The sequence below is a fragment of the Streptomyces sp. NPDC006140 genome (genome assembly GCF_040628815.1).
GTDB lineage: Bacteria > Actinomycetota > Actinomycetes > Streptomycetales > Streptomycetaceae > Streptomyces.
The window spans coordinates 263,135-276,074 of the sequence record NZ_JBEXTS010000009.1 but is presented as its reverse complement, the minus strand read 5'-3'; the positions used below and the strand labels follow the sequence as shown (position 1 = coordinate 276,074).

The window sequence follows — 12,940 nt, the reverse complement described above, 5'->3', positions numbered from 1 at the left end:
GAACCACGTGAGCTCCTCTTCCTCCACCAGCGGCCTGTCGCACCCCCGCGTGCGGCGGGGGAGCCGTGGCGCTTACCGACTGGTACGTACCCCTCCTGCCCGCGTGGACCCCCCTCTTTTGGACGCCTCGCAGCGCTCCGTGGTTGACCACACGGCCGGCCCGCTGCTCGTCCTCGCAGGCCCTGGCACGGGCAAGACCACCACGCTCGTCGAGTCCGTCGCCGAGCGGATCGCCCGGGGCGGCGACCCCGAACGCGTCCTGGTGCTCACGTTCAGCCGCCGCGCGGCCGTCGAACTGCGCGACCGCCTGGCCCTGCGCACCGGGGCTGCCCGCGCCCCCCAGGCGACCACCTTCCACTCGTTCTGCTACGCCCTGGTCCGCGCCCACCAGGACAGCGACCTGTTCGTGGAGCCGCTGCGGCTGCTGTCCGGCCCCGAGCAGGACGTTTCGGTGCGCGAACTGCTCGCGGGCCAGATCGAGCTGGGGAGGCTCGGGCTCGCGCACGTGCGCTGGCCGGACGAACTGCGCGCCTGCCTGACCACGCGCGGTTTCGCCGACGAGGTCCGCGCGGTCCTCGCCCGCACCCGTGAACTCGGCCTCGGGCCGGACGCCCTGGCCGCCTTCGCTCGCCGCACGGGACGCCCCGACTGGCGCGCCGCGGCCGCCTTCCTCGCCGAGTACCTCGACGTACTCGACCTGCAGGGCGTGATCGACTACGCGGAACTCGTCCACCGCGCGGTGCTCCTCGCCCGCCGCCCCGAGGTCGCAGCGCGGCTCGCCGCCCGGTACGACGCCGTCTACGTCGACGAGTACCAGGACACCGATCCCGCCCAGGTGCGACTGCTGCACGCCCTGGCCGGCGGCGGCCGCACCCTGGTCGCCTTCGGTGACCCCGACCAGTCGATCTACGCGTTCCGCGGGGCGGACGTGAACGGCATCCTGGAGTTCCCGCACGCCTTCCCGCGCGCGGACGGCCGTCCGGCCCCCGTGGCGGTGCTGCGTACGTCCCGCCGCTCCGGCGCCGCCCTGCTGGCCGCCACCCGGCTGCTGACCCAGCGCATGCCGCTGACCCGGCTGCCCGCCGAGAAGGTGCGCGCCCATCGCGAACTCGCCTCCGTCCGGGACGGCGGCCGCGTCGAGGCGTACACGTATCCGACGGCCGGCACGGAGCTGGACAACATCGCCGACATCCTCCGCAGGGCCCACCTGGAGGACGGCGTCCCGTGGAGCGAGATGGCCGTCCTGGTGCGCGCCGGCTCCCGGACCATCCCGACGGTCCGCCGCGCTCTGTCGGCGGCGGGCGTCCCCGTGGACGTCGACGGCGACGACGTGCCGCTGCGCCACGAGCCGGCGGTGGCGCCGCTGCTGACGGCCCTTCGGGCGGTGGCCTCGGCCGAGGTGGCGCGGGCCGACGCGCCCGCGGACACCGCCTTCGGCGAGTCCGGGCCCGGCTGGCTCGACACCGAGACCGCCCTCGCCCTCCTCACCTCCCCCCTGGCGAGCATGGACGCCGCCGACCTGCGCCGCCTCGGCCGGGCCCTGCGGGACGAGGAGCGGGCCGCCGGCAATCCGCTGCCGCCGCCCTCCGACGTGCTGCTCGCGCAGGCCCTCGCGGAGCCGGAGCGCCTCGCCGTGCACGATCCCGGGTACGCGCGTGGCGCCCAGCGTCTCGGCGCGCTGCTGCGCAAGGCCCGGGAGCGGCTGGCCGGCGGCGGCACGGCCGAGGAGGCGCTGTGGGACCTCTGGGAGGGCACGCCGTGGCCCGGCCGCCTGGAGCGGGCCGCACGCCGGGGCGGGGCCTCCGGGCGCAACGCGGACCGCGACCTGGACGCGGTCTGCGCCCTGTTCGCGACCGCTGCCCGCGCCGAGGAGCGCTCCGGCGGCCGGGGCGCGCTGAACTTCCTGGAGGAGATCGACGCCGAGGACATCGCCGCCGACACCCTCACCCGGCGTGCCGTACGCCCCGACGCCGTCCGCCTGATGACCGCGCACCGCTCCAAGGGGCTGGAATGGCGCCTCGTGGTCGTCGCGGGCGTCCAGGAGGGCCTGTGGCCGGACCTGCGGCGCCGCGGCTCCCTGCTGGAAGCCGACCGCATCGGCCGCGACGGACTCGCCGAACCTCTCACCCCCGGCGCGTTGCTCGCCGAGGAACGCCGCCTGTTCTACGTGGCCGCCACACGCGCGCGTGAACGGCTCGTCGTCACGGCGGTCAAGGCCCCCGCGGACGACGGCGACCAGCCCTCCCGGTTCCTGACCGAACTCGGCGTCGAACCCAAGGACGTCACCGGGCGCCCCCGCCGCCCCCTGTCCGTCGCGGCACTCGTCGCCGAACTGCGCGCCACCACGGTCGACCCGCGCGTCTCCGACGCCCTGAGGGAGGCCGCCGCCCGCCGGCTGGCCCGGCTCGCCGCCCTCGCCGACGAGGACGGCCGTCCCCTGGTGCCCTCCGCGCACCCCTACCGCTGGTGGGGCATGTTCGAGCCGACCGAGTCCAAGGTGCCGCTGCGCAACCGCGACCAGCCCGTGGTGCTCTCCGGCAGCGCCCTCGACCAGCTCGCCAACACCTGCGCCCTGCAGTGGTTCCTGGGCCGCGAGGTGAAGGCCGACGCGCCCGCGACCGCCGCCCAAGGGTTCGGCAACGTGGTGCACGTCCTCGCCGACGAGGTCGCCTCCGGACGCACCCCGGCCGACCTCTCCGTCCTCATGGAACGCCTCGACTCCGTGTGGAACGCCCTCGCCTTCGACGCGCCCTGGAAGTCGGAGCAGGAGAAGGACAACGCGCGCGTGGCGCTCGAACGCTTCCTGAAGTGGCACGTCATGGACCGCACCGGGCGCACGCCGGTGGCCAGCGAGCACGACTTCGACGTCACCCTCGAAGCGGGCGACTACCAGGTGCGCATCCGCGGCCAGATGGACCGCGTCGAGGCCGACGGCGAGGGCCGCGCCTACGTCGTCGACTTCAAGACCGGCAAGCAGGCGCCCACCGGGAAGGAGGTGGAGCGCCACCCGCAGCTCGCCGTCTACCAGCTGGCCGTCCGGGAGGGCGCCGTCGACGACGTCTTCGACGGCCGCCCCGAGCCCGGCGGCGCCGAACTCGTCCACCTCCGCCAGGGCGCCGCCCAGCGCGACGGCGGCGAGGCCCTGCCCAAGGTGCAGGCCCAGGAGCCGCTGCGGGGGGAGTGGGTCGGCGACCTGCTGGCGACCGCCGCCGGGAAGGTCCTCGACGAACGGTTTACGCCGACCGCCGGGCAGCACTGCACGCACTGCGCGTTCCGGGCCTCGTGCAGCGCGCAACAGGAGGGGCGCCACGTGGTGGAGTGACGTGGCGGAGTGACATGGTGGAGTGACGTGGTGGAGTGATCCATCGCACCACACGAGCTGACCTGCGGTTCTTCCGCCCCGGAAGGCCGATCGTGCCGCCGCTGTCAGTGCCCGCCGCTAGCCTCTTCCGTTGTGCCAGCCCGTATCACCGATCCCGAACAGCTCAAGGAGCTCCTCGGCATCCCGTTCACCCCGGAGCAGACGGCCTGCATCACCGCGCCGCCCGCCCCGCAGGTGATCGTGGCCGGAGCCGGCTCGGGCAAGACGACGGTGATGGCGGCACGCGTGGTGTGGCTGGTCGGCACCGGCCAGGTCGCCCCCGAGCAGGTGCTCGGCCTCACCTTCACCAACAAGGCCGCCGCCGAACTCGCCGAGCGCGTCCGCAAGGCACTCGTCAAGGCCGGCGTCACCGACCCGGACGCCATCGACCCGGACAACCCGCCGGGCGAGCCGGTGATCTCCACGTACCACGCCTTCGCCGGCCGCCTGCTCACCGACCACGGCCTGCGCATCGGCCTCGAGCCCACGTCCCGGCTGCTCGCCGACGCCACCCGCTTCCAGCTCGCCGCGCGCGTCCTGCGCGAATCCCCCGGGCCCTACCCGGCCCTGACCCGGTCCTTCGCGGACCTGGTCGGCGACCTCCTCGCCCTCGACGCCGAACTCGCCGAGCACCTGGTCCGCCCGGAAGCGCTGCGCGCCTACGACGCCGAACTGCTGCTGACCCTGCGCGGCGTCAAGCTCACCAACGCCGACCTGCGCAAGGTCCCCGAGGCGGCCGCCGCCCGCCGCGAGCTGGCCGAGCTGGTGACCCGCTACCGGGCCGCCAAGCGCGAGCGGGACCTGCTCGACTTCGGCGACCAGATCGCCCTGTCGGCACAGCTCGCGCGGATCCCCGAGGTGGGCCGTGTCCTGCGCGACGAGTTCCGGGTGGTCCTCCTCGACGAGTACCAGGACACCTCGGTCGCCCAACGCGTCCTCCTCGCGGGCCTGTTCGGCGAGGGCACCGGCCACCCCGTCACCGCCGTCGGCGACCCCTGCCAGGCGATCTACGGCTGGCGCGGCGCCTCCGTCGCCAACCTCGACGACTTCCCCGAGCACTTCGCCCACGCCGACGGCCGCCCCGCGACCCGCCAGGCCCTCAGCGAGAACCGCCGCAGCGGCGGCCGCCTCCTGGACCTCGCCAACGGCCTCGCCGAGCCCCTGCGCGCCCTGCACGCGGGCGTGGAGGCCCTCCGCCCGGCCCCCGGCGCCGAACGCGACGGCATGGTCCGCTGCGCCCTGCTGCGCACCCACGCCGAGGAGATCGACTGGACCGCCGACTCCGTCGCCCACCTCGTCCGGACCGGGACCCCGCCCGGCGAGATCGCCGTCCTGTGCCGCACGGCGACCGACTTCGCCGAGATCCAGGGCGCCCTGGTCGCCCGGGACGTCCCGGTCGAGGTCGTCGGCCTGTCCGGCCTGCTGCACCTGCCCGAGATCGCGGACCTCGTCGCCGTCTGCGAAGTCCTCCAGGACCCCGGTGCCAACGCCTCCCTGGTGCGCCTGCTGACCGGCCCGCGCTGGCGCATCGGCCCCCGCGACCTCGCCCTCCTGGGGCGCCGCGCCCGGCTTCTGGTGTCCCACGCGCGCGTGGAGGGCGACGACGACCCGGACCGCCGTCTGGCCGAGGCCGTCGAGGGGGTCGACCCGTCCGAGGTGATCTCACTCGCGGACGCCCTCGACACGTTCCTGGAGACGCCCCTGGACGGCCGCGGCGACGACGGACTGCCCTTCTCTCCCGACGCGCGCGTGCGCTTCGCCCGGCTCGCCACCGAGCTGCGCGAGCTGCGCCGCTCCCTGGCCGACCCGCTGATGGACGTCCTGCACCGCGTCCTCGCCGTCACCGGCCTGGAAGTCGAGCTGTCCGCCTCCCCGCACGCCCTGGCCGCACGCCGGCGCGAGACCCTGTCCAACTTCCTGGACATCGCCGCCTCCTTCGCCGCCGGCGACAACGAGGCGACCCTGCTGGCCTTCCTCGGCTTCCTGCGCACCGCCGCCCAGTACGAGAAGGGCCTCGACAACGCCCTCCCCGGCGGCGAGAACACCGTCAAGGTGCTCACCGCCCACAAGTCCAAGGGCCTGGAATGGGACGTCGTGGTCGTCCCCGGCCTGGTCACCGGCACCTTCCCGAGCAGCCAGGGCCGCGAGAAGTGGACCTCCCAGGGCAAGGTCCTGCCGCACGGACTGCGCGGCGACGCCGACACCCTGCCCGACGTGTCCTCCTGGGACGCCAGGGGCCTGAAGGCCTTCCACGAGGCCATGAAGGACCACCAGCACACCGAGGAACTCCGCCTCGGCTACGTCACCTTCACCCGCCCCCGCTCCCTGCTCCTCGGCTCCGGCCACTGGTGGGGACCCACCCAGAAGAAGCGCCGCGGACCGTCCCCGTTCCTCCAGGCCCTCTACGAGCACTGCGAGGCCGGGTACGGCGAGATCGAGGCCTGGGCGGACGAACCCGCCGAGGACGAGGAGAACCCGGCCCTCCACCAGGCCACGGCCGACCAGATCTGGCCCCTGCCCCTGGACGAGACGGCCCTGGCCCGCCGCCGCGCCGCCGCCGAGACCGTCCTGGCCCACCTGGAGGACCTCGCGTCCCACGAGGACGGGCACCCCGCGGCCGTGCACGACCCCGATGCCCTCGACGACCCGGAGTGGCCCCCGCTGCCCGAGGACGACGAGCCCCCGCTCGACGAACCGGACGCGTTCGGGGAACCGGACCCGTTCGACGAGCGGGATCCCTTCGACGATCGGGACGCCTTCGACGAGCGGGACCCCTTCGACGAGCGGGACCCCTTCGACGAGCGGGACCCCTTCGATGAACCGGACCCGTTCGAAAAGAACCCGTTCGACGCGGCCCCGTTCGACGCGCCCCCGGCGGACCGGGACGCTGCGCCCGCCGACGGCCCCACGGTTCATCACCAGGCGGCGCCGCCGGAACCGACGGGAGCGCGCCCCCGCCCCGCACCCCCGGCCCTCACCCCGGAGGAAGCTCGCACCGTCGCCTCCTGGGACCGCGACCTCGACGCCCTCACCGGCGAGCTCCTGCGCGCCCGCGACAGCGTCACCGAAGTGCCCCTGCCCGCCTCCCTCACGGCGTCGGAGCTGCTGCGCCTGGCCGCCGACCCGGACGGCTTCGCGCAGGAGCTGGCCCGCCCCATGCCCCGGCCGCCCCAGCCCGCCGCCCGCAGGGGCACCCGCTTCCACGCCTGGGTCGAGGCCCGCTTCGAAGAGCTGACGCTGCCCATGCTGGAGCCGGAGGAACTGCCCGGCAGCGAGGCCGAGATCGCGGACGAACGGGACCTGGCGGCTCTGAAGGACGCCTTCGAGCGCACGGCGTACGCGCACCGCACGCCCTACCGGGTCGAAGCCCCCTTCCAGCTCGCGATCGCCGGCCGCGTCGTCCGGGGCCGCATCGACGCCGTCTACAAGGAGGGCGACGGGGAGGACGCGACGTACGAGATCGTCGACTGGAAGACCAACCGCTCCCGCACCGCGGACCCGCTCCAGCTCGCCGTCTACCGCCTCGCCTGGGCCGAGCAGCAGGGCGTGCCCCCGGAGTCGGTCACGGCGGCGTTCCTGTACGTACGCACCGGTGAGGTCGTACGCCCCGAGGAACTGCCGGACCGCGCCGCCCTGGAGCGGCTGCTGCTGGACGAACCGTCCGGTGGAGAAACCGGTGGGCGATCCGGAGGTCGGTCCGGTGAGGAACCACACTCCGAGGACGTCAGTGCGGGCCGATAGGCTCGTGACCATGAGCCAGACCCCGGACAGCGTCGTCCGTACGTACATCGAGCGGCACCGCGGCGCCTTCCTCGACGACCTCGCCGAGTGGCTGCGGATCCCGTCGGTGTCGGCCCAGCCGGACCACGCGCCCGACGTACGACGCAGCGCCGACTGGCTCGCCGGCAAGCTGAAGGAGACCGGCTTCCCGACGGCCGAGGTCTGGGAGACTCCGGGCGCGCCCGCCGTCTACGCCGAGTGGCCCTGTGACGACCCGCAGGCGCCCACCGTGCTGGTCTACGGCCACCACGACGTGCAGCCCGCCGCCCGCGAGGACGGCTGGGACAGCGAGCCCTTCGAGCCGGTCGTGCGCGAGAACCGCCTCTACGCGCGCGGGGCGGCCGACGACAAGGGCCAGGTCTTCTTCCACACCCTCGGCGTCCGCGCCCACCTCGCCGCCACCGGCCGTACCACCCCGGCCGTGCACCTGAAGCTGCTGATCGAGGGCGAGGAGGAATCCGGCTCGCCGCACTTCCGGGCCCTGGTCGAGCAGCACGCCGAGCGGCTCGCCGCCGACGCCGTGATCGTCTCCGACACCGGCATGTGGTCCGAGGACACCCCCACGGTGTGCACGGGCATGCGCGGCCTCGCCGAGTGCGAGATACGGCTGCACGGCCCCGACCAGGACATCCACTCCGGTTCCTTCGGCGGCGCCGTGCCCAACCCGGCGACCGCCGTGGCCCGCCTGGTCGCCGCGCTGCACGACGAACACGCGCGCGTGGCGATCCCGGGCTTCTACGACGGCGTGATCGAACTCACCGACCGCGAGCGGGAACTCTTCGCCGAACTGCCCTTCGACGAGCGGCAGTGGCTGCGCGCGGCCAAGTCGTACGCCACCCAGGGCGAGGCCGGATACAGCACCCTGGAGCGCGTCTGGGCCCGCCCCACCGCCGAGGTCAACGGCATCGGGGGCGGCTACCAGGGCCCGGGCAGCAAGACGATCGTTCCGTCCTCCGCCATGGTGAAGCTGTCCTTCCGGCTGGTGGCGGGCCAGGACCCCGGCCATGTCGAGAAGGCCGTCCGGGCCTGGGCCGAGCAGCAGGTGCCCGACGGGATCCGCTGCGAGATCACGTTCAGCGGGGCCACCCGCCCGTGCCTCACGCCGCTGGACCACCCCGCCCTGAAGTCGGTCGCCCGCGCGATGGGCCGGGCCTTCGACAAGCCGGTCCGCTTCACGCGCGAGGGCGGCTCCGGGCCGGCGGCGGACCTCCAGGACGTCCTCGGCGCACCCGTGCTCTTCCTCGGCATCTCCGTCCCGTCCGACGGCTGGCACGCCCCGAACGAGAAAGTGGAGCTCGACCTGCTCCTGAAGGGCGTGGAGACCACCGCCTACCTGTGGGGTGACCTCGCCGAGCACTGGCGCCATGCGCCCTGAGCGCGCCGAGCCGTCCGGACCGGCAGCGCGCGCGGGGCACACTGGAAGGGCCGCCCCGCACCGCCCGAGCCCACCGGACCCGGTCGCCTCCCGCCGTACGTCCCGCTGAACAGTCCGCCGAACACAACCGTTCCACCGGGGGAGTTGGAAGCACCCGTGACCACCTGGACCGACCACAACGCCGACCGACCCATCTCGCTCACCGCCCCGAGCGGCATCGACCGGGCCGCGCACCACCGGCTCGACGAGGCCTGGCTCGCGGCGGCGTGGAGCCACCCCTCCACGCGCTGCTTCGTGGTCTCCGGCGGCCAGGTCCTCATCGACGAGACGGCGGACGGGCGCACCGAACTCGTCATGACCCCCTCCTTCGAGGCCCCCCTCACCGAGGCACACCGCTACTTCCTCGGCATAGACGAGGACGGCGTCAGCTACTTCGCCCTCCAGAAGGACTCCCTGCCCGGCCGCATGGACCAGTCCGCACGCCCGGCGGGCCTGCGCGAGGCGGGACTGCTGCTGTCGGCGCGCGACGTGGGCCTGATGGTGCACGCGGTCGGCCTGGAGAACTGGCAGCGCACGCACCGCTTCTGCTCCCGCTGCGGCGAGCGCACGGTCATCGCGGCGGCCGGCCACATCCGCCGCTGTCCGGCCTGCGGCGCCGAGCACTACCCGCGCACTGACCCCGCCGTGATCATGGCCGTCACCGATGAGGACGACCGCATCCTGCTCGGCCGCCAGGTCCACTGGCCCGAAGGACGCTTCTCGACACTCGCCGGATTCGTCGAGCCCGGCGAGGCCATCGAGCAGTCGGTGCGCCGCGAGGTCCACGAGGAGGTCGGCATCACCGTCGGCCAGGTCGAGTACGTCGCCAGCCAGCCCTGGCCGTTCCCGTCCAGCCTCATGCTGGGCTTCCTGGCCCGCGCCACCACGACCGAGATCGACGTCGACGGCGACGAGATCCACGAGGCCCGCTGGTTCTCCCGCGACGAACTGCGCGCCGCCTTCGAGTCCGGCGAGGTGCTCCCGCCCTATGGCATCTCGATCGCGGCCCGCCTGATCGAGCTCTGGTACGGCAAGCCGCTCCCGACGAGGAGCGTCGCCTGACGGGGGCCGCCCGCGTGCCCGATCCCTACTGGAACCACAACGTCCACCACCACCCGGCGGTGCTCGCCGCCGTGCCGGACGGCTGCGGCGCGGCCCTGGACGCCGGCTGCGGCGACGGGCTGCTCGCCCGCAAACTCGCGGCACGGGCGGCGTCCGTCACGGGCGTGGACCGGTCACCGGAGATGATCAGGCTCGCCCGCGCGCACGCGCACGTGCCCGGCAACGTCACCTACCTGGAGGCGGACTACCTCGCCGACGGCTCCCTGCCCGAGGGCGCGTACGACTTCGTCAGCGCGGTCGCCGTGGTCCACCACGCGCCGTTCGAGGAAGCGGTCACCCGTCTCGCCCGGCTCACCGCGCCCGGCGGCCGTCTGGTGATCGTCGGCTTGGCCGCCAACCGGACACTCCTGGACTGGCTCATCAGCGCGTGCGGCGTGCCCGCCAGCCTGCTGCTCGCCCGCCGGCACGGCGGCAAGCGGGGCCCGGCGGGCATGCCCATGGAAGATGTGCACCTGTCCTGGGCGGAGATCCGGCAGGCCCTGAACCGCCTGCTGCCCGGCTGCCGCTTCCGCCGCACGCTGCTGTGGCGCTACGTCGTCGTATGGGACAGACCACGAGAAGGCGGCCCCTGAGCCGCTCAGGAACCGCCTTCCCCGTACGACCGCACGGCGACTAGGCGCCGATCTTCTGCTTCACCTGAGCCAGCGACGGGTTGGTGAGGGTGGAGCCGTCCGGGAACAGGACGGTGGGCACCGTCTGGTTTCCGCCATTCGCCTTCTCCACGAACGCGGCGGACTCCGGGTCCTGCTCGATGTTGATCTCGGTGTACGCGATGCCCTCGCGGTCCATCTGGCTCTTCAGCCGGCGGCAGTAGCCGCACCACGTGGTGCTGTACATCGTCACGGTGCCCAGCATGTCTCTCGTGCTCCTTCGGTGGCTCGGGGACGGTTGGTCGCGCTGATGGAACGTATGTGAAAGCTCCACCATTCCCGGGGTCCGGGCGGTACGGGGCGTGACGCCTGCCGCATTAGTACGACTATCGATGCCTGCCTGTGGACAACCGGCGCAGCCGTCTCGCGCGACCTGGCAGCATGGCTGTGTGACAGCAGCAACGCACTCCACCCTGTTCCCGCAGGTACCGGACTCGGCCGACGCGGTGCTCGAAGGGCTCGACCCGGAGCAGCGCGAAGTGGCCACCGCCCTGCACGGTCCGGTGTGCGTCCTGGCGGGCGCCGGCACGGGCAAGACCCGGGCGATCACCCACCGCATCGCCTACGGAGTGCGCGCCGGCATCCTGCATCCCTCCAGCGTGCTCGCCGTCACCTTCACCAACCGCGCCGCCGGGGAGATGCGCGGCCGGCTGCGCCAGCTCGGCGCCGCGGGCGTCCAGGCGCGTACGTTCCACTCGGCGGCCCTGCGTCAGCTCCAGTACTTCTGGCCGAAAGCGATCGGCGGCTCCATGCCCCGGCTCGTCGACCGCAAGATCCAGCTCGTCGCCGACGCGGCCGCCGCCTGCCGCATCCGCCTCGACCGGGGCGAGCTGCGGGACGTCACCGCCGAGATCGAATGGTCCAAGGTCACCCAGACCGTGCCCGCCGACTACGCGCCCGCCGCCGCCAAGGCCGGCCGTGAGACTCCCCGGGACCCCGCCGAGATCGCCCAGCTCTACGCCGCCTACGAGGACGTCAAGCGTGAGCGCTCCGTCATCGACTTCGAGGACGTGCTGCTGCTGACCGTGGCCGTCCTCCAGGACCGGCACGACATCGCCGAGCAGGTCCGTGCCCAGTACCAGCACTTCGTGGTCGACGAGTACCAGGACGTCAGCCCCCTCCAGCAGCGCCTTCTGGAGCTGTGGCTGGGCGAGCGGGACAACCTGTGCGTGGTCGGCGACGCCAGCCAGACGATCTACTCCTTCACGGGAGCCACGCCGGACCACCTGCTCGACTTCCGCACCCGCCACCCCGGCGCCACCGTCGTCAAGCTGGTCCGCGACTACCGCTCCACCCCCCAGGTCGTCCACCTCGCCAACGGCCTCCTGGCCCAGGCGAAGGGCAGGGCCGCCGACCACCGCCTGGAACTCGTCTCCCAGCGCCCTGCGGGCCCTGAGCCGGTCTACACCGAGTACACCGACGAGCCGGCCGAGGCGGAGGGCGCGGCCCGCCGCATCCGCGAGCTCATCGACTCCGGGGTCCCGGCCGCCGAGATCGCCGTCCTGTTCCGTACGAACGCCCAGTCCGAGACCTACGAGCAGGCCCTCGCCGACGCCGGGGTGCCCTACCAGCTGCGCGGCGCCGAGCGGTTCTTCGACCGCCCCGAGGTGCGCAAGGCGGGCGTCGCCCTGCGCGGCGCGGCCCGCTTCGGCGGCAACGACTCCCTCCTGGACGACGCCGTCGACCTGCCCTCCCAGGTGCGCGCCGTCCTGTCGGGGGAGGGCTGGACGCCGCAGCCCCCGGCCGGCTCCGGCGCCGTGCGGGAGCGCTGGGAGTCGCTGGCCGCCCTGGTGAACCTCGCCCAGGACTTCGCCGCCGCCAAGCCGGGTGCCACCCTGGCGGACCTCGTCGCCGAGTTGGACGAGCGGGCGAACGCACAGCACGCCCCGACCGTGCAGGGCGTCACCCTCGCCTCCCTGCACTCGGCCAAGGGCCTGGAGTGGGACGTCGTCTTCCTGGTCGGTGTCGCCGAGGGCATGATGCCGATCACCTACGCCAAGACCGACGAGCAGATCGAGGAGGAGCGGCGCCTGCTGTACGTCGGTGTCACCCGGGCGCGGGAACGCCTCCACGTCTCCTGGGCGCTCTCCCGCTCACCCGGCGGCCGCCCCAGCCGTCGCCCCAGCCGTTTCCTCGACGGGTTGCGCCCCGGCTCCACGGCCACCGTCGGCCGCGCCGGCGCCGGCGCGGCGGGCGGTATCGAGCGCGGCACCCCCGGAATCAGGGGTTCCGCCCCGAGACGGGTGCAGCGAACGCCCGCCCGCTGCCGAGTCTGCGGCCGCACGCTGACCGACGCGGGCGAGATGAAGCTGATGCGCTGCGACGACTGCCCCTCCGACATGAACGAGGGCCTCTACGAGCGGCTGCGCGAGTGGCGCGCCGACCAGGCGCGGAGCAGCGGCCAGCCCGCCTTCTGCGTCTTCACCGACAGGACGCTGATGGCGATCGCCGAGACCGCGCCCGACGACGAACACGAGCTGGCGCGCATCCCGGGCGTCGGCATGCGTAAGCTCACCCGCTACGGAGCCGACGTACTGGCCATCTGCGCAGGCCAGTACGCGACGGGGGACACAGATCAGGGCTGACGCGAACTCGTCGAAAAAATAGTTTGCG

At 73.7% G+C, this 12,940-nt stretch carries 7 protein-coding genes; 6 read left to right on the top strand and 1 reads right to left on the bottom strand.

Translation table 11 applies throughout. The features are described from left to right. Positions 1–7: 7 nt before the first annotated feature. From ABZ386_RS24150 to ABZ386_RS24130, 5 genes are all read left to right on the top strand, one after another. Positions 8–3,322, top strand: a complete 3,315-nt coding sequence (locus ABZ386_RS24150; RefSeq protein ID WP_358965797.1) for an ATP-dependent DNA helicase — start codon at positions 8–10, stop codon at positions 3,320–3,322. A 132-nt stretch (positions 3,323–3,454) separates the two neighbouring features. Then, positions 3,455–7,102 carry a UvrD-helicase domain-containing protein gene (locus ABZ386_RS24145; RefSeq protein WP_358965796.1) on the top strand — a complete coding sequence of 1,216 codons (3,648 nt, stop codon included), beginning with the start codon at positions 3,455–3,457 and terminating at the stop codon, positions 7,100–7,102. Positions 7,103–7,112: 10 nt separating this feature from the next. Further along, on the top strand, positions 7,113–8,516 hold the full coding sequence (locus tag ABZ386_RS24140) for a dipeptidase (RefSeq protein ID WP_351342213.1): 1,404 nt from the start codon (positions 7,113–7,115) through the stop codon (positions 8,514–8,516). Between the two features lie 156 nt (positions 8,517–8,672). Next, positions 8,673–9,617, top strand: a complete 945-nt coding sequence (nudC, locus tag ABZ386_RS24135; RefSeq protein ID WP_190049454.1) for an NAD(+) diphosphatase — start codon at positions 8,673–8,675, stop codon at positions 9,615–9,617. Positions 9,618–9,631: 14 nt separating this feature from the next. Then, entirely contained in the window at positions 9,632–10,249 is a 618-nt protein-coding gene (locus tag ABZ386_RS24130; protein WP_355721696.1) for a class I SAM-dependent methyltransferase, read from the top strand. Between the two features lie 40 nt (positions 10,250–10,289). Here the strand turns inward: ABZ386_RS24130 and ABZ386_RS24125 are convergent, their stop codons facing one another. Beyond that, positions 10,290–10,532, bottom strand: a complete 243-nt coding sequence (locus ABZ386_RS24125) for a mycoredoxin (RefSeq protein ID WP_003992805.1) — start codon at positions 10,530–10,532, stop codon at positions 10,290–10,292. Between the two features lie 127 nt (positions 10,533–10,659). Between ABZ386_RS24125 and ABZ386_RS24120 the strand changes: the two genes are divergently transcribed. Continuing rightward, on the top strand, positions 10,660–12,912 hold the full coding sequence (locus ABZ386_RS24120; protein ID WP_358965794.1) for an ATP-dependent DNA helicase UvrD2: 2,253 nt from the start codon (positions 10,660–10,662) through the stop codon (positions 12,910–12,912). The last annotated feature ends 28 nt before the right edge of the window (positions 12,913–12,940 follow it).